The organism is Woeseia oceani, from assembly GCF_001677435.1.
Taxonomy (GTDB): Bacteria; Pseudomonadota; Gammaproteobacteria; order Steroidobacterales; family Woeseiaceae; genus Woeseia; species Woeseia oceani.
The window spans coordinates 3069222-3087999 of the sequence record NZ_CP016268.1 but is presented as its reverse complement, the minus strand read 5'-3'; the positions used below and the strand labels follow the sequence as shown (position 1 = coordinate 3087999).

12 protein-coding genes and 2 tRNA genes are annotated in these 18778 nt (G+C 55.0%); 10 read left to right on the top strand and 4 right to left on the bottom strand.

Annotated elements, in window-relative coordinates; translation table 11 throughout:
- Positions 1-108: 108 nt before the first annotated feature.
- The 4 genes from alaS to BA177_RS13945 all read left to right on the top strand — a co-directional run bounded on the left by alaS (position 109) and on the right by BA177_RS13945 (position 3465).
- Positions 109-2706: an alanine--tRNA ligase gene (gene alaS / locus BA177_RS13960; protein WP_068619407.1), complete on the top strand. Its 2598-nt coding sequence runs from the start codon at positions 109-111 to the stop codon at positions 2704-2706.
- 149 nt (positions 2707-2855) lie between these two features.
- Complete coding sequence (gene csrA, locus BA177_RS13955; RefSeq protein WP_068617190.1) at positions 2856-3080, top strand: carbon storage regulator CsrA; 225 nt, start codon at positions 2856-2858, stop codon at positions 3078-3080.
- Positions 3081-3205: 125 nt separating this feature from the next.
- Positions 3206-3296 (top strand) — tRNA-Ser (locus BA177_RS13950).
- Positions 3297-3388: 92 nt separating this feature from the next.
- Positions 3389-3465 (top strand) — tRNA-Arg (locus BA177_RS13945).
- Positions 3466-3497: 32 nt separating this feature from the next.
- On the opposite strand, the gene BA177_RS13940 is transcribed toward BA177_RS13945, so the two are convergent.
- The 4 genes from BA177_RS13940 to BA177_RS13925 all read right to left on the bottom strand — a co-directional run bounded on the left by BA177_RS13940 (position 3498) and on the right by BA177_RS13925 (position 8217).
- Positions 3498-4586 carry a tyrosine-type recombinase/integrase gene (locus BA177_RS13940; protein ID WP_068617188.1) on the bottom strand — a complete coding sequence of 363 codons (1089 nt, stop codon included), beginning with the start codon at positions 4584-4586 and terminating at the stop codon, positions 3498-3500.
- A 244-nt stretch (positions 4587-4830) separates the two neighbouring features.
- Positions 4831-5142: a hypothetical protein gene (locus BA177_RS13935; RefSeq protein WP_197493067.1), complete on the bottom strand. Its 312-nt coding sequence runs from the start codon at positions 5140-5142 to the stop codon at positions 4831-4833.
- An 83-nt stretch (positions 5143-5225) separates the two neighbouring features.
- Positions 5226-6134: an integrase domain-containing protein gene (locus BA177_RS13930; protein WP_197493065.1), complete on the bottom strand. Its 909-nt coding sequence runs from the start codon at positions 6132-6134 to the stop codon at positions 5226-5228.
- Between the two features lie 898 nt (positions 6135-7032).
- A complete protein-coding gene (locus tag BA177_RS13925) occupies positions 7033-8217 on the bottom strand; it encodes a cysteine desulfurase family protein (RefSeq protein ID WP_068617182.1) in 1185 nt (394 codons plus the stop codon).
- A 153-nt stretch (positions 8218-8370) separates the two neighbouring features.
- On the opposite strand from BA177_RS13925, the gene BA177_RS13920 reads away from it, so the two are divergent.
- From BA177_RS13920 to BA177_RS13890, 6 genes are all read left to right on the top strand, one after another.
- A complete protein-coding gene (locus BA177_RS13920; protein ID WP_068617180.1) occupies positions 8371-9330 on the top strand; it encodes a DUF4007 family protein in 960 nt (319 codons plus the stop codon).
- On the top strand, positions 9330-12710 hold the full coding sequence (locus BA177_RS13915; RefSeq protein ID WP_068617178.1) for a DEAD/DEAH box helicase family protein: 3381 nt from the start codon (positions 9330-9332) through the stop codon (positions 12708-12710). The genes BA177_RS13920 and BA177_RS13915 overlap by 1 nt, the downstream gene beginning before the upstream one ends.
- The gene (locus tag BA177_RS13910) at positions 12707-13543 is read left to right on the top strand and encodes a phosphoadenosine phosphosulfate reductase family protein (protein ID WP_068617176.1); all 837 of its coding nucleotides are present in this window, start codon (positions 12707-12709) and stop codon (positions 13541-13543) included. Before BA177_RS13915 ends, BA177_RS13910 begins: the two co-directional genes overlap by 4 nt.
- 54 nt (positions 13544-13597) lie before the next feature.
- Positions 13598-14119, top strand: a complete 522-nt coding sequence (locus BA177_RS13905) for a hypothetical protein (protein ID WP_156762840.1) — start codon at positions 13598-13600, stop codon at positions 14117-14119.
- On the top strand, positions 14116-15375 hold the full coding sequence (locus tag BA177_RS13900; protein ID WP_068617172.1) for a DGQHR domain-containing protein: 1260 nt from the start codon (positions 14116-14118) through the stop codon (positions 15373-15375). Before BA177_RS13905 ends, BA177_RS13900 begins: the two co-directional genes overlap by 4 nt.
- Before the next feature lie 458 nt (positions 15376-15833).
- Complete coding sequence (locus BA177_RS13890; protein WP_197493063.1) at positions 15834-18266, top strand: hypothetical protein; 2433 nt, start codon at positions 15834-15836, stop codon at positions 18264-18266.
- Positions 18267-18778: the final 512 nt, after the last annotated feature.

Here is an 18778-nt window from a genome sequence, read left to right as displayed (position 1 = left end):
CTCTCAGCTGTATCAAAGCCCTGTTTTTATGGAATAATCGCGCCCTTGCTCGATCTGAAGCCCTCTTGCATTGCCGGCCTTCAGCCTCATACTCAACCGATGACCAAGATGACCAGTAAAGAACTGCGCCAGGCATTCCTGGAATTTTTCCGTGCCCGCGATCACGAGGTGGTAGCGAGTTCACCGCTCGTGCCCGGCAACGACCCGACATTGCTGTTCACCAATGCCGGCATGGTGCAGTTCAAGGATGTATTTCTTGGCGAAGAGCAGCGCAACTACCAGCGGGCAGTAACCTCGCAGCGCTGCGTGCGTGCCGGTGGCAAGCACAACGACCTCGAGAACGTCGGCTACACCGCGCGCCACCACACGTTTTTTGAAATGCTCGGCAACTTCAGTTTCGGCGACTATTTCAAAGAACAGGCCATTCAGTACGCATGGGAGTTTCTGACGGAGACCATGGGCCTGACGCCCGAAAAGTTGTGGGTAACGGTTTACGAAGACGATGATGAAGCCGCCGATATCTGGCTGAAGAAAATGGGGGTCGACAAGAACCGGTTTTCCCGTCTGGGTGCGAAAGATAATTTCTGGGCCATGGGTGATACCGGGCCGTGCGGTCCGTGCAGCGAGATCTTCTACGATCACGGTGCGGACGTGCCGGGCGGGCCGCCTGGTTCACCTGACGAAGACGGTGATCGCTATGTCGAAATCTGGAACCTCGTCTTCATGCAATTCGAGCGCGCCGCTGACGGCACGCTGACGCCGTTACCGAAGCCATCCGTAGATACCGGTATGGGTCTCGAACGAATCGCCGCTGTCATGCAGGGCGTGCACAGTAACTACCAGATCGATTTGTTCGCCAACCTGATCAACGCCGCAGCGAAAATCGTTGGTGTGCAAAACAACGGATCCAGCTCGCTGAATGTCATTGCCGATCACATTCGCGCTTGTGCTTTCCTGATCGTTGACGGCGTGCTGCCGGGTAATGAAGGGCGCGGTTACGTTTTGCGCAGGATCATTCGTCGCGCTGTTCGGCATGGCAAGAAACTGGGTGCCGAGGGAACGTTCTTCTGGAAGCTGGCGCAGCCGCTGATTGCCGAGATGGGCGAAGCCTATCCTGAGCTGGCTAAAGCGCAGGCGCACGTCGAGAAAGTGCTGAGAAAAGAAGAAGAGCGTTTTGCTGAGACGCTCGATCAGGGCATGGAGATACTTGAGAACGCCATTGCGGATCTGCAAGGAAAGGAAATTCCTGGCGACGTGGTATTCAAGCTCTACGATACCTATGGTTTTCCGGTCGACCTTACTGCGGATATCGCGCGCGAACGCGATCTGACGGTTGATACCGAGGGTTTCGAGTCGGAGATGGACGCGCAGCGAGACCGCGCCCGCGCAGCAAGCAAGTTTGCCGCAGGCGACAGCGGCAACGTGCGAACCGAAGTGGAAAGTGCATTCAGTGGTTACGACGGCCTGGCTGACAATGGCAAGGTCATTGCGTTGTTCCTTGATTCACAGCCGGTTGAGATGCTCAAGGAAGGGCAGGCGGGTATCGTCGTGCTCGACAACACGCCGTTTTATGCGGAGTCCGGTGGTCAGGTAGGCGATACCGGGACATTGGGTAACGCTGCCGCCAGCTTTGTCGTAAACGATACGCGGAAAAGTGGCAAAGCCAACCTGCACGTTGGCACAGTAGCCAGCGGCTCGATCAATGTGGGCGACGAGTTGCACGCGGATGTCGACGAGCAACGTCGTCGCGCAATTGTATTAAACCATTCGGCAACTCACCTGATGCATGCGGCGCTACGCAAAATTCTGGGCGAGCATGTTACCCAGAAGGGTTCGCTGGTCGCGCCGGATCGGCTGCGGTTCGATTTCTCGCACTATGAGCCGGTGACCAAAGAGCAGCTCGAACGCATCGAGGCCATGGTCAATGAAGAAATTCGCCAGAATACGGCAGCCGAAGTAAATTTGATGGGCTACGACGAAGCGGTAGCCTCCGGTGCAATGGCGTTGTTCGGGGAAAAGTACGATGACGTTGTACGTGTGCTCCGGCTTGGCGATTTTTCGGTGGAGCTCTGCGGCGGTACACATGTCGCGCGCTCCGGCGATATAGGCGTGTTCAAGATAACCTCTGAGGGCGGTGTAGCTTCCGGAGTGCGACGAATTGAAGCGGTGACTGGTCAGGGCGCGCTGGAATGGATTGATCGCAACCAGCACTCACTTGATGAAGTGGCGGGTCTGGTGAAGAGCACCCGCGAGCAGGCGGCGGTCAAGGTCGAACAGCTGGTGCGCCGTAACCGGGAACTCGAGAAGCAGCTGGCTGAGGCGAAGCAGCAATTGTTATCCGGTGGCGCGGCCAGTGCGGATGACAGCGTCACCGAGATTGCGGGTATCAAGGTATTGGCGAAGCGGATGGACGGCGCCGATGCGAAAACGCTGCGCGAAGCGGTCGATCGCTTCAAAGACAAGTTGCAAAGTGCGGTGGTCGTGCTCGGCTCTGTGGACGACGGCAAAGTCCGATTGGCCGCCGGTGTCACCAAGAACAATCTTGACCGGCTCAAGGCCGGGGACGTGATCAAGCCGGTCGCCGAGATGATTGGCGGACGCGGTGGCGGTCGGCCGGATTTCGCCCAGGCAGGCGGCAGCAATGCTGACGAACTGGATGCCGCGCTGGCTGGCGTGGCGGCTTGGGTCGCCGGGCAACTGGGGTAGTTCAGCGCCGCGTGGCAACGCTGTGAGCCGGGTGCGCCGGCGTGATGCTTGCACACGGCGGAGGGAATTCGTCTATTATTCGGTAATTCAAGCGTTTAAGCGCAGATAATAATAAAGGGCAGGAGCCCATCGGGCAGGAGTAGGAAGTCATGCTGATACTAACGCGGCGCGCCGGCGAGACGGTCATGATCGGGAGCGATGTCACGATCACCGTCTTGGGCGTCAAAGGGAATCAGGTCCGCATCGGCATTAATGCCCCACGGGACGTGGCTGTACACCGGGAAGAAATATTCGAGCGAATCAAGAACGAGCAGAGCAATATAGAGAGTGGCGACGCTGATACCGGGGATTCCACGCCGTCAACGGACAATTAGCTCGCGAGTACCTTTACCTCTCGTACCCGGGTCAGTAAGATGCGGGTCCGCTGCTGGTGGGCATATCCCGAATCCTGGCTGTTGGTCAGGTCCGGGGCGCCAGTACGACACAAAAAATCTAATTCGGAGAGATGGCTGAGTGGTCGAAAGCGCTCCCCTGCTAAGGGAGTAAGGGTTAAAAGCCCTTCGAGGGTTCGAATCCCTCTCTCTCCGCCAGATTTTGCGGCGGCAAATCGTAGTAATTCGGGACTCATGTCCCTATAATCGCCGTCCCGCAGCAGTCCTTGGGGCTGCAACAAGCAAACAACGCGCCCGTAGCTCAGCTGGATAGAGTACCTGGCTACGAACCAGGCGGTCGGAGGTTCGAATCCTTCCGGGCGCGCCAATTTTCGTGAGAAAAATCAAGCAGTTAGCGCCTCAGGCGCTAGCTGCTTTTTTCTTTAGCACCACCAGTGCGGGACTATTGCGTGACCCCTGTCCTGCAACCTTGTTGGCCGCCTCGATGAGGTTGCCCAATTCAGCCGCAGAGTAGTGGCTCGTGATCCGTCCCGATTTGTGGCCTAACAAGTCTTGCCTGTCCTCGAACGACACGCCCGCAGCCCTGAGTCTCCGACCTAGCGTATGCTTCATGTCATGGACCCGAACCTGCGGTAACCCGGCCTTATTCCTGGCTCGTCGCCACGCCGAGTTGTTCATCCGTTTCAGGCGCCGGCCGCAGTAGGTAAAGACATAGGTGTCGTGCTCGCCGCGTACGCTCTCAACGACGGATCGTGCGACCCGGTTGAGAACGACCAGGCGTTCCTCACCGTTCTTCACCTTTTCCTCCGGGATCAGGAACACCGACGTATCGAGTTCCGGTACTTCGATCTCCCATTCCCAGCGAAGACTGCAGACTTCTTGCTCGCGACAACCGGTATTGACCTTGAACAACGCCATCCTGGCGAGATGTCCGGGAAGCTTTCGGAAAAGCCGCGTCTGCTCATCGCAGGAAAGGGGATAGGGCCTACGCGCATCGGTCACCTTGAGCAGCTTGATCTTCGGCGGATGCTCGTGCCAGGTCAGGCCCGTGGCATCCAGCCATTCGGAAGACGCAACGTTTAGAATGTGCCGCACCACTCCCAGTGCCAGGTTAATGGACTTGGACTTGATGCCCGCCTTCTGCCGCATTTCGATGAACGGCTGCAGTGTCCCGATGTGAATCGCTCGAAGCTCCAGATCACCGATGAAAGGATCGAGCTGCTTCAAGTGCAGCGCCTCGTCGGCAATTCGTTTCTTGTGCTGGTTCTCGTTCAGGTACTTGCTTGCCGCTTTTCGAAAAGTGTGTTTCGGTCGCTCCCCGTAGATCAGCGCCTTGCGTGTCTCTTCGATTCTCCTGGCTAAGTATTCCTCCGCTTTTTCGAGGTTGCACTCGCCAGTGCTTTCGCAAAGGCGTTGACCTCGGACACTCTTGTCGATGTGCCAGACCCCGCCGCGATTGACGAGTCCTGGCGTTTTTCTACGTCCCATGGCTTTCTCCTGTCTGCCGCGGGACGCCCGTTGCGGAACACATAGTCCTCCACCCAGGCGTCCAGTTCAAGGCGGTCGAAGGCAACGCCCTGTCGACCGATGGGGATGGTTGTCATCTGCCGGCGCACCTCGGCGTTGAAGCGGTTGCGGTCCATGCCGAGGTAGAACGGCGCATCGCGTAAGCGGATCAGCCGCGGCAACAATCCGGGCGTTGGCGGCGAGTTCGTTGTTGGGTCCTTGCACGTCATGGCCCCGAGTCCCAATCCGAGGGCGGACTGGGCAGGTTCGGCGGCCGGCCGGGCTTCAGTTCACCGCGCTCACCGCTCGGTCGGACCCAGGGCCCGTCGAGGCGCTCGATCCAGCTGTCCTTGTCCAACGCCACGATCAACAGGCGCACGGTCAGCCAGTGGCGGTATCGCGTACCGCTACCCAGATGGGCGGTACGCGTGAGCAGGTACCAGCGCAAATGTTTCAGTCGCCACTGACCCGGCCCCACATGCCAGCGCCGCCAGATGAGCTCGGCAATGCGCTGTGACCGGGCCAGGTGCTGGCGCACGGTGCTCCGACGGGAGCCAGGTAAACGCTTGGCCAACAGCGACCTGGCTTGCCGACCCGCAATGCGGTGATTCGCCGGCCGCCTCATTTCGAACCCCCGATGTACGACGCGACGACATCGACCCGACCATGACCCAGTTCCACGGTGATTGTCTGGCGCGCCTGATTGTCGGCATGTCGATCCGCGATCCGCCGGCCCGCAACGACAGGCGCAGCGTGGCCCGTCAGCTCTCGATAGCGCGCACAGGCATAGGCTGCGCGCAGGTCGTGAATCTTCTTCAGGCCGCAGTCGTTCCGGACCGAGGACCAGGCGTGGCGCAACCGGCTGAACCACTGCTTGAGCGACAGCTCGGGCTCGATGAGGTTGCGTGCCTTGCCTTGGGCATCGGCAGCTCGCCGTAGCACATTCATTGTGTAAGGTGTTACCGGGACCCAGCGATCCACCCGATGGCCGCGCCCGCCTTTGGTGCCGGCGGTGATATTGATCGCGCCGCGTTTGTGCGCCTGACCCAAGGCGGCGCGGGCATTCAGCATCGAGGCCTCCCGGCGTCTGAGGCCAAAGGCGCGGGCGACTTCGATGGTCGCTGCAATGCGAGCCTGACCTTGCTCACGCAGTCGATCGGCACACTGGCGCACGTCGTGTTGGCGCAGACCCGCCGGCGGATCGCGCCGGGTGCGGTTTCTTGACCCAACTTCCGAAGAAGGCTTCACTCGCAGCTTGTCGTCGCCGCGCATTGCATTGAGCGTGACATTGACGCTCGAGATCAGGTTGATCGCGTAGGACACTTTGATGTCCTCCGCGTCCACCTGCTCGGCCAGGGACCGGCAAAACGCCTCGACATCCTCGCGGGTGATCTCTGCGGCATCACGGATCTGCTTCTGCTCTTTGCACCAGGTTGCAAAGTGTCGAAATCGCTCGGCATGACTCCCGACGGTGTTGTAGCGCCCGTCGCCGAAGTTGGCGCGCAGTGCCTGCTTGCCGGCCCAGGCCATCTGTTTGCCGTAACCGAAATTACGGTCGCTGTTGGTCTTCCTCATCACTGTTCCCTCCAATCAATCCAAAAAAATTGCGTTCTCCTGCGTTGAACCACGGACATTCCTGATGGCGCGTGAGTGAAAAACCGCAGGGTTGCTGGCGGTCACAGCGTGGTGGCCATTGTTAAGGCCTGGGTGCAGCGCTCGGCTTGCCGCTGCATTTGTTGAAACGCCTGACCCACCCGGAACGACGTGAGCCGCGGAATAGGGTGGGGCTGCGCCAGTCAGTCCATTGACGGGCCGCCGGTCAGGGCGTTTTGATGGCTATGTATCCGTGCCGCAGCATGGGCAAAGCCTGTTGGGACGCAGACTTGCGCCAGGTTCAAGAGGCCCGTCTCTGTGCGGCGCTGGGGCGCCTCACAAAGACGGGCTTAGTTGCAACAGTGGATTGACGCAGGCGATTACTGGGTCACGCATCCGGCATGACGGCAGCAAGGACGGCGTCGCGTTGTTGCGGCGTACTGAAGGGTTGCACCAAGAGCTGGCGCAATGAGTTTAAAGGGCCGGCGCGAATGCACTGGCCGATGGGTTGCCGGTCGACAAACGACGCGAACAGCTAACTGTTGAAGTGGGGATCGACGGCTTTCGCCGCGGCGCTCGTTACAACGATCCCTTTAAGCGCTTGGGCGCTCCGATAAAGCGTTGGAGCAGGTGTCGTTGGTATACCGCAACGACGACGGTGTTAATGCGAGAACTTTATCGCGTGTCCGGAGGACAAACTAGCGGAAACGGGGGCACGATTCATGCCCCCGTTTCTGCAGAACTTGCCAAGAAACAGGGAACTTCCCCCGGGTATCGAGCTTTGATGCGCTAATACAACGTTTTGGTCTTTGCATAGCCATTCAGGTGCAGCAAATTACGCGGTATCGGCCAATTCCGTTGACAGGCTGGTAAGCGTTTCTTCGACGATTCCCGTGGCCGCGTCTATGTCCTGCTCACTTGTTCCAAATCCGAGGCTGAATCGTATCGACGACTCAGAATCATCGCCTGACAGCCCAATTGCTCTCAAGACGTGCGATAGTTCCGGCGTGCCGGTTGTGCAGGCTGATCCCGAGGATGCGGCCAATCGCGGTTGAAAAGCATTGAGCATCTCGCCTGCCGAGTACCCCCGAAAGCAGATATTCGCATTGCCCGGATGACGGGAACTGCTTGACGGTCCGTTTATGTGGAAATCCGGGTTCAGGCGGAGGACCTTTCGCGCGAAATTATCACGACGTTCACGCAGCAAGTTTCTTGCGCCAGTGGAGTCGGCCTCGCAAATCAATTCGGCGGCTGCCCCCATCCCGACGCACAAAGCAACCGGAACCGTGCCGGAGCGAAGTCCATTCTGCTGTCCACCGCCATAAATGAGCGGTTCGATCTGATCGTGAAGATCGCGGCGGATATAAAGCGCCCCGATGCCTTGCGGCCCATACATCTTATGGGCAGACAGACTCAGCAAGTCTGTGCGGCGGGCGAGGGTGCTGATGTTCATTGCCAGGGGCGCTTGCGCCGCATCACAATGGAAAATCGCTCCGGCGTGTCGAGCCGCTTTCGAAAGGGCTTCTATGTCCTGAATCGTGCCAATTTCATTGTTAACGGCCATGATAGACACTGCTAGCACGGTTTCATCCAGTAGGGCGCTGAATGCGTCCTCGGGAATACGGCCCTTGTTGTCCACAGGAATGTAATCGATCTTGTAGCCGTATTGCTCTGACAGCACTCTTGAGACTTCAAGTACGCATTTGTGCTCTATGGCGCTGACCAATATGCGGTTGCGCGGCCCGTGCGCCGCGTGTTTTGCAAGTCCAAGGAGGGCAAGATTGTTGGCTTCACTCGCACCGGCGGTGAAGACGATCTCGTCTTGGTCGGCACCGATCATCAAGGCAATCTTGCGTGCAGCATCGTCCACTGCGCCGGAACTTTGCCAGCCAATAATGTGATCTGAGGAATGCGGGTTGCCGTTTTTCTCCGTGAAATACGGAAGCATTTCGCTCAAAACCCGCTCGTTTACCGGCGTGGTTGCCTGATGATCGAAATTGAGGGGTTTTGGAAAAGTCATTGAAAAACAATAGCCTGTGTTGTATTCAAGAGTCAGTAAGGCTTTTGCGTGATTCTTGCCTTTACTGGGGAGAATCTCCAGCTCCCGATTGACCGTATTCGTACCCTACGATAGAGTCGAACTGGAGGCAACATCCAGTAGCCAGAGGAACTCATGTCACGCGGACCGCTCTATCACGATGACTACAAGTCTCAATTTTCAGGACACGAAACCTTTCCCCTGCGTTACGGGTGGCTGAAGAAGGTCTATGACCGCGTGGCCGAGACGCAAGACCAAGAAAACAACCGATCGCTGTGTTGGGACGAAGACGCCATTGCCCGGTTTGGTGTCGGTCAAAACATGGTTCGCTCCATGCGCCATTGGGCCAAGACAGCAGGAATCATCGAAGAAGGGTCGGGCACTAACATTGTTCAGACCACTAAACTTGGCCAAATGCTTTTCGGCCCTGACGGTCTTGATCCCTATATGGAACATCCGGCAACGCTGTGGCTGATCCACTCACAACTTGCCGCACGACCAGAGAAGACCACGTGGTTCTGGTGTTTCAGTCATTATCCTGCAATTACGTTCGAGCGCGACAATCTGATCAAAGGGCTTGAGCGGCTCGCCAAAGACCGCGCGTGGCCGCGCGTCGCCAACGTCACGATCAAGAACGACGTTGCTTGTTTCATCCGTACTTATGTTGCGCGCCAACCGACCGGAAAGGTCGGGCATGACGATGCTCTCGAATCCCCTCTTACCGAATTAGGCTTGATCAAGGCGATTGGTAAGAAAGACGGGTTCCGGTTTGTGCGCGGCCCGAAATCAACCTTGGGCGACGGTGTATTCACATATGCGCTCTTGGATTTTTGGTCACGCTATTCAAGCGCGGCAACGCTTTCCTTTGAAGCAATTGCCTATTCCCCCGGCGGTCCGGGACGCGTTTTTGCCTTTGATGAGAACGATGTCGCTGATCGCCTCGCCGGGCTAGACGATGCAACAGGCGGCGCTTTGCGGTGGTCTGAAACCGCAGGCTTGAAACAAGTTGTTCGCAGCATCGAACTCGATGAAGACACCCGATTGGGTTATGTGCCGACAGATTACAGCATACGCGCAGGAAGGGAGGCTGCCTGATGGGACTGAACAAGCGCGTGCGGATAGCACGCCGCTTCCTACGCTCAATTCGCATCGATGCCGATCTCGGCGAGGCGAACGCGCTCGACGGATTTGTCTGTCCGCAATCCTCCGCAGAAGTTATGATGACGCTTGCCCGACACGTATCCGAGACAGGGCAGGGCGCTTTTACGTGGACCGGGCCTTATGGCAGCGGCAAGTCGAGTCTTGTTGTTGCATTGAGCGCCTTGTTGAACGGCAACGCAGGATTACAGAAACAAGCGGCCAAGGTTTTTGGCAAGCAGCTCACCAAAACGATGTGGGATGCCTTACCGACAGGCACGAAGGGATGGCGCGTCGTTCCCGTGGTCGGTCGGCGCGATGCACCGGTTAAGGTTATCGGTGAGGCTGTCAAGAATGCAGGGATCGTTACGCGTACCCCTCGCGGGGGCTGGAATGAAACGAATCTGATCAAAGCTCTGAGCGAGGCAGCAGCATCCAAGCCCAAGACGCATGGCGGTCTGATTGTCTTCATCGACGAGATGGGCAAGTTCCTCGAAGCCGCAGCGCAAGACGGCTCGGATATTTTTGTTCTGCAGGAACTTGCCGAAGCCGCGTCCCGCAGCAATGGCCGTCTTATTTTTGTCGGTGTCCTGCATCAGTCATTCGAGGAATACGCACATCGTCTGTCGCACGAAATGCGCGATGAATGGGCCAAGATTCAAGGCCGGTTTATTGATCTCGTGGTGGATACGGCTGGTGAAGAACAGATTGATCTGATTTCCAGAGCAATCGAAAGCGATCATGCGCCCGCAAAGCCCGGCAAGACCGCAGCCACAATTTCAAAGTTTATCCGGCGTGACCGTGCTGATGCCGCGCGACTTGCGGATATGCTCGAATCCTGCTGGCCGTTGCATCCTGTCGTGGCGAGCCTTCTTGGTCCGATTTCACGGCGGCGTTTCGGCCAGAACCAGCGCAGCATTTTCGGATTCTTAAATTCCGCCGAGCCACACGGCTTTCAGGATTTCATCAACCACGCGCAAGCCGGTGAGTTGTATACGCCCGATCAGCTTTGGGATTACTTGCGGGCGAATCTGGAGCCGTCAATTCTGGCGTCACCGGACGGGCATCGTTGGGCCTTGGCGGCGGAAGCCTTAGAACGCTGTGAATCTATCGGCGGGGATGCATTGCACGTATCTTTGCTCAAGACCATCGCCGTTATTGATCTGTTTAAAGAGCGTTCCGGCCTTGTCGCTAACACGGAATTGCTTCGTGCGTGTTTGCCGAAAGTCACTGCCAAGAAGATGAAAGACGCGCTCGCCCAGTTGGACAAGTGGTCCTTTACGATCTTCAAGAAATTCCTCGACGCCCACGCGATTTTTGCGGGAAGTGATTTCGATATAGACCGCGCCGTTCGCACCGCGCTTGAGGACATCGACGAGATCGATCTTGAGAATCTCAAATCGCTCGCTGGACTTCAGCCGGTTCTTGCCAAGCGGCACTATCACGAAACGGGCGCACTGCGCTGGTTCGACGTCAATATTGTTCCCATATGCGACATTGTCGAGTTCGCATCGCAATACGAGCCGAAAGGTAGCGCCATCGGCCAGTTTCTTCTTGCTGTTCCGACTGAGGGAGAAAGCGAGAAACGTGCCGAGGACAACTGCCGAAAGGCCGCACGGCACAGCAACGAATGGGACATCGTTGTCGGCATATCCAAACAGTCCTGGGCTGTTATCCCACTGGCCCGTGAGTTGTTCGCTTTGGATAACGTCAGCAATAACCATCCCGAGCTTGCAGGGGATAAGGTCGCACGAAGGGAAGTTTCGGCGCGCCTTGCGGCGCTTCAAGCCGTGCTCGAAACCGAATTGCACAAATCGTTTGATAACGCGCTCTGGTTCAGGAAAAACCACCAGCCGGAGATTATGCGGCAGGCTGATCTGAACAGCATCGCATCGGAACTGGCCGATCGCCGGTTTGACAAGTGCCCGAGACTTCACAACGAATTGCTCAACAGGCAGAAGCCGTCAAGCAATGCTGTAGCCGCCCAGAATAATCTATTGCGTCGCATGATCATGAACGAGGGCGAGGCCCGCCTTGGTATTGACGGGTTTCCAGCAGAAGGCGGGTTGTTTGCATCCATTCTTGAATCAACCGGGCTGTATACCAACACCGGTTCTGACAAGTGGAGTTTTCTTACGCCCAATGCCGAGGCCGACCCGAATTGCCTAGCCCCTCTTTGGGAGGTGGCGCTCAACCACGTCCGTGACAACGCGAACCGTACGGTTCAGATCGCGGAACTCTGCGATATCTGGCGGGCGCCGCCGTTTGGGGTCAAAGACGGTCTCATGCCGATCCTGGCCGTTGCGTTTGTTCTGTCACAACGCGAGAAGCTTGCTGTTTACCGTGAAGGTATATTCAGGGCGCGGTTCGATGATCTTGATGTCGAGTATATGGCCAGAGACGCAGAATCCATCCAGTTACGCTGGATGGATTTGAGCGAGGTATCGCGCGCACTTCTCTCCGGCATGGCGGAGGTTGTCAGGGATTTAGACCGCGCAAACACGCTCGTCCATCTTGAACCGATTGATGTTGCTCGCGGTCTTGTTGCGATCTACGATCAGTTGCCAAACTGGACCAAACGGACCATGCAGCTTTCTGCCAACGCTGTGCGTGTGCGCGAATTGTTCAAGCGTGCCAAGGACCCGAACAAGTTTTTGTTCGATGATATTCCGGGAACACTCGGCGAAGATGCTGCGCTGAGCGAGGACCTCCAGGATGTTCTTGACAGTGTACGGGAAGGGCTGGAAGAGCTGGTACTGGCTTATCCCTCGATGATCCGGCGGTTGCGTGAGATCATGCTTTCCGAATTGCAGGTTCCCAATAATTCTTCTCACGCCATTTCTGAATTGCGGAGCCGCGCGAACAACATACGCCAGCTCGCAGGTGATTTCCGGCTTGAAGCCTTTGTAGGCCGGTTGTCGCAATTTGACGGAAGTGATGAGACTTTCGAGGGTATCGCGAGCCTCGCGGCCAACAAGCCTCCGCGTGACTGGGTTGATCCCGATCTTGACCAATCGGCTATCGAGATTGCCGAACTGTCTCAGAAATTTGTTCGTGCCGAGACGTTTGCGCGCGTGAAAGGCCGAACGGAGAAGAGACAGTCCATGGCCGTGGTCATCGGCATGGATGGCAGTCCGACCCCGTATCTTGAAGAATTCGACGTTGCTGATACGGACCGGGCGAGCATCAATGACCTTATCGAGCGCGTATCCGCCGCTCTGGAAGATTCGGACGACAAGCGGCGGGCCATTATTTTGGCTGCGCTGGCAGAGATTAGTGCGCGGTTCATGCAGACATCGCCAAAACAAAAGAAACAAAATGGAAAGATCGCTTCTTGAAAACAGAACAGGTCAAACACGTATTGGGGCTTTCCGGCGGGCGCGATAGTGCGGCGCTCGCGGTCTACATGCGTCAGCATCACCCGGAACTCACCCTCGAGTACTTTTTCACAGATACGGGCAAGGAACTCCCGGAAGTCTACGAGTACCTCGGACGCCTCGAAGGATTTCTCGGTCAGCCGATCCGGCGGCTAAACCCCGATCGCGACTTCGACTTCTGGCTGAAGACGTACAACGATTTCCTTCCCTCTGCCCAAACAAGATGGTGTACGCGGCAACTCAAGCTCCGTCCGTTCGAGCAATGGATCAGACCGATGCTTGAAGACACGACCGTATACACCTATGTCGCCATCCGATCTGATGAGGAATACCGCGAGGGCTATACATCCAAGCACGATAATCTCATCGTGAAGCTTCCCTTCAAGGAAGACGGTGTGGATAAAGCCGGTGTCCTGGAAATTCTTGACGGGGCAGGGCTTGGCCTACCGAAATATTACGCGTGGCGGACACGAAGCGGCTGTACATTTTGTTTTTTCCAGCAAAAGATTGAATGGGTGAGATTGAAAGACCAGCATCCGGAGGCGTTTGAGCAGGCCAAAGCTTACGAGAAGAACGCACTCGACCACGGTTCGCCTTTTACATGGTGTCAGGGTGAATCTCTCGATGAGCTGGAAAAACCCGAGCGCGTAGAGCAGATCAAGAAGGATCATGCAGATCGCCTGGAGCGTATGAAATCAAAGGCTCTTCCCAATCCGCTCAGACCGGACGCGGAGCCTCTGGATATTGATGATCTCTATGGCAAAGCGAAGGTTTGTCTTGCGTGCCATAAGTAGGCATGCCATTTGTGGTAGAAGCATGAAGGTCAAAGAGAATAACGGAGGCTCACATTGGATCTTGAGTCCGTAGTCGATTTTGTGAATGAAGCCCATGATGATATTGGCAGATTCAAGGTCGAGGTCACGCTTTCGCCGGATAAACTCATGGCTGATGCGTACGGACTAGATCAGCTTGACTGGGAATCAGTTCTCTATGGGGGCGCCGAAGTCAATAACGTTCCCGATGACAGAAGAGGCGTGTATGCGTTCGCCATTTGCCATGAGAACAACGTCCTGCCACCGAATTGCTGCGTTCTGTATGTTGGTATAGCAGGAAGGAATTCCGATCGACCTCTGAGGGCGCGCTACAAAGACTATCTGAACGCAAAAAAGGTTCTCAAACGTGAGCGCATCGCCCGCATGATCGGGACCTGGCATAAGGTCTTGCGATTTTATTTTGCTCCAATTGGTGATGACGTATCCTCGGACGAACTGCAAATGCTTGAAAAGCAGCTCAATACTGCGCTGCTACCGGTGTTTTCGGAAGGGGACCTGGATGCCGCCACGAAAAGAAAGAGAAGGGCATTTAGATGAGTAAAGCGAAGACCGAACAAATTGCTTTGCCCGCGCTTCGCGGGATCATGGGAGACTGGGTATTCTATTCATGCCTCATGGATATCGTGGAAATCAGTGATCGGGTCCAATACGCCGCTGAGGTTCATCAGAACAAGCAGCTTTCGGACATGATCCAGAGGCAACTCAAGACCGGACGTAGCGATCAGATTTCAAAATACCTGAAAACGCAGCCGGAGCGCTTCTTCAATTCTCTGGTCGTGGCAACCTATGGCGGGGACCCGAACTGGCATGCCCTGTCAGATATCCGAAGTAAGGCAAAGAAGCCCGACCTCAAAGACCTTGATGACGATACGATCGGCTCTGTCGGATTCCTCACGCTTCGCGGCGATGAGAAACTCTTCGCGCTTGACGGTCAACACCGCCTGGCGGGAATCAAGAAAACTGTCAAGGACGGATTGGACCAGGACCCGCATGATGAACTTTCGGTCATTTTCGTCGCGCATAAGGAAACCGCGAAAGGGCTGGAGCGTACGAGAAGGTTGTTCACAACGCTGAACAAGACGGCGCGTCCGGTTTCGAAGGGAGATATCATTGCGCTCGATGAAGATGACGCCATGGCCATTTGTGTGCGCCGACTTATCGAGAAGACCGATATGTTTGCCGGAACACGCGTCGCTTTCGTTGCTTCCAATAATATGCCGGTCAAGAACACTTCGAGCCTAACGACGATCGGTAACCTGTACGATGTCTTAACCATTCTGTTTACCAATTCCAGGTTCGATCTCAAGAAGAAGAAGGCGGATCTGCAGCGCGTCCGCCCCCCTGATGAAGAACTCGATGCGTATTTCAAGTATGCCAAGAGCTACTTCACCGCTCTCAGGCGGAACTTCGAGGAACTCGACGAGTTCTTCGATGCGGAGGATTCGTCGGCAGTCGTAGGAGAGTATCGCGGCAGTCACGGGGGCAATGCACTGTTCCGTCCTATTGGTCTCGAAATTTTCACGAGGATCGTTGCGACACTGACGAGCAAGATGTCACTCGCTCAAGCCGTGAAACAGGCGGCCCTATTGCCCAGGGACCTTAATGAGGAGCCTTTTGCCGATTTGATGTGGGATACAAGTACGTCAACAATGCTGAACTCTCACAAAGTGACGCTGCGCGAAATTCTTCTCTATATGCTCGATTGCTCAAAATACTCGGAAGGAAAGTTGCTGGACCGCTATCGCAGGGAAACCGGCGACGACGAGATCGAGCTTCCCGATCAGCTCGTCTAGCGCCTCTGTGCGCACCCGGATTCGTCCGGTTTTCAGCATCTTAGTCGCTTGGCGCGATCCGACAGCCCCCAAGCTATGCTCCATATGTCCCCTGCAGGGCGTTATGTAATCCAAATATTCGCGTTAATACGACGTATTACGTAGATAAGCTTGTATATATTGGACATGTACCGATATTTCTGTATTCTACCAAGCCACCATGACAGAAACAGACAGAGAGAAATTCGTTCGGTTGGCCAATAAGCGCGTAAATAGCGCGATCAAGGCCATAGAACTCATAGGGAACTTGTCGAATCGTTCCAATTACGACTACACGCAGGAAGATGCTGAGAAGATTTTCCTGGCCCTCAACAGGGAATTAAAGTCATGTCGGGAGCGTTTTAAGAATGCCGGTGGGAAGCGCGAAACGAAGTTTTCTCTTAAATGATCGCCGCTAGGCCAAACAGTAGGAAGACCGCATGAATCTGGAAAAACTGTTCTCACAGTTTTACGACGCTGATACAGAGGATGAGTTAGACGGCGTCATCCAGACCATAGCGGAAACCCCTCAGGTTTCGTGGACTCCCTACGGCGACAACGAAAGCTTCTTCGGCGTCATTGAAAATCAGCAGGCTTCACCTGTACCTGCTCTGGTCGAGAAAATTACCAATTCTATTGACGCAATCCTGATGCGCCGTTGCTATGAAGAGGGCATTGATCCCAAAAGCTTCGAGGCACCAAAGTCTGTCAGTGAAGCGATACACGCTTTCTTTAAAACCTCGCAAAGTTGGGATTTGCCGGGCAAACGTGCAATCCAGGCAGAGTCGATACAAATACTCGCTAGGGGTCCGCGAAACGATACTTCGTTGGTCATCTACGATGATGGTGAAGGCCAGCATCCGGATGACTTTGGCGGCACATTCCTGTCTCTGTTGCGCGGCAACAAGAATGAAATCCGTTTCGTCCAGGGAAAATACAACATGGGTGGCGCGGGAGCGGTGGTATTCTGCGGAAAAAAGAGATACCAGCTCGTCGCCTCCAAACGATTTGATAAGAGCGGCAAGTTCGGCTTTACGATCATGCGCAAGCACCCGTTGAGTGCGGAGGAAGAAAAGACCAGAAAGAATACCTGGTACGAGTATTTGCTTATCGACGGCAAGATTCCTGCTTTCGATATCGATTCGCTTGACCTGGGTCTTCACAACCGTGACTTTACGACCGGAACGATCATCAAGCTCTATTCCTACAATCTGCCGTCAGGGTCGAGATCGGTTATCTCACGCGACCTCAATCAAAGCATCAACGAATTTCTGTTTGAGCCAGCTTTGCCTGTTTACACGATAGACATCAAGGAACGGTTTCCGAAGGACCGGGCGCTGGAACGACATCTGTACGGTCTTAAGCGGAGACTGGAAGAAGACGGCAGCAAGTACATAAGAACATTCTTTTCCGAGTCACATAGCGACGCCGATATCGGGTCCCTGAAAGTAACCGTCTATGTCTTTAACCCGCGTATAGACGGCAAGTCAGCCAAAGAAACCAAGGGGACCATAAGCAGAGAATTTTTCAAAAACAACATGTCCGTGATGTTTTCCCTGAACGGGCAAGTCCATGGCGGCTACACGTCGGAGTTCATTACGCGTTCTCTCAAATTCAACCTGCTGAAAGATTACCTGCTGATTCATGTTGACTGCACAAACCTCAAAAGTAGTTTTCGCACTGAGCTTTTCATGGGGTCCCGCGACCGCCTTAAGAACGGGGAGGAGGGGACGTATCTTAGAAAGCTCGTGGCAGACATATTAACGAAAGGGCGTCTCAAGGAAATCTATAAGGAATGGAAGGACTCGATCACCACACAGTCCGATAGTGCCGAGGACTTGCTAAAGGATTTCAGCAATCACCTTCCGATGAACAAGGACCTGATGAGATTGCTCGGCAACACGTTCACCCTCGATATCAAGGGCAAGAAGAAGGACAAGAAGAAGGAGCAAAACAAGAAAAAGCGTAGTGCCAAGAAGGAAATTCCGTTCATTCCGAAAAGATTTCCGTCTGTATTCGATGTTGATCTCAAAATGAAGGACGCAGATCAGATTCCGCTAACCAATATTCCGCTTGGGGGCGAGAAGGCGCTTTCATTTTCCACCGATGTTGAAGATCAATATTTCGACCGGGTGGAGGAGCCTGGCGATCTAAAGATTACGGTACTCTCGCATACCACCAACGAATCAAAAGGGGGTAAGGCACTCGGCGACCCGAAAGAGCCTGGAGCGGTGATTGATGTCTCGATATCCAGCCCAAGCAAAGGGAAAATTCGTGTCAATATCAATCCGACAGAAAAGGTCAATGTCGGTGATACCATAAAGATCAATGCATCCCTTTCGTCACCTGAAGGGGGTATGGACCAGATATTTATTGTTCAAATATCCGACAAGAAACAGACACCGAAGACGACCCCTGATCCCGAGAAAGATGAGGACAATATCGGCCTGCCCAGATTGCAGGAAGTTTTTGAAGCGCCCAAAGAAGGGTTCAAGTGTTGGGGCGATTTGGACTTCGTGGAGATGGATTTCTCGACGGTCATGCATCCGTTTGTTGAAGGCGACAAACTCGATGCGATTTTTGTGAACATGGACAGTAGCGTCCTAAAAACTTACAAATCTAGTTTGCGATCTGAAGAGCAATTGATGGTGGCCGATAAGCGCTATGTATCTGCTGTTTACTTCCACACGCTGTTCCTTTACATGATTAGCAAGAATAGGAACTACCAGATTACCAAACCGAAGACAGATGACGCAAACTCGCTTGAAGATGTCGATCTCTCGGAATATCTGAAAGACATTTTCGATAGCTACTATTCGGAGTTTTTGCTGAATTTTGAAATGAGTACACTCATGGAAACGCTAGCAGACTAGTTGATCTAGCTCTTTACGATACGAGTCTTGCACAGGCGGGCAAGCAAGTAGTCATGACCACCCTCATCGCGATAGAGGCGGGGCAGAGCAGAAGCGCAAATCGCATTAGGCGAGGAAACGCTTAAGGAGCTAGACTTCGACGGGCCGATAGCGTAGGCCGGCGGCACCGCGTTCAGGGCCATGTCAGCGAACACATTGAAGCGGCTGGCCCATGAGTCGCGCGGACGGTAGACGCCGCCCGCTGGCCATTGCACGTCCATGCGCATGATCGCTTGCTCGAAGATGTTGAGTTGATCGGCCGATTTTCAGCCGGGTCGGCAAAGATGGGGAATGTTACGGCGGAAAACTGGGCAAGGGGTTGACGAACACTTTGCTGTGTGAGGATTGCGTGACTGAATGCTGCACGGCTATGATGAATACTGCATTTGCAATGGACGTTCCACCAGTTAGTTTCAATAAAGTTAGATACTGACAATTGAATTGGCGTGCTCCGAAGGCAGGAGTCAACGGCG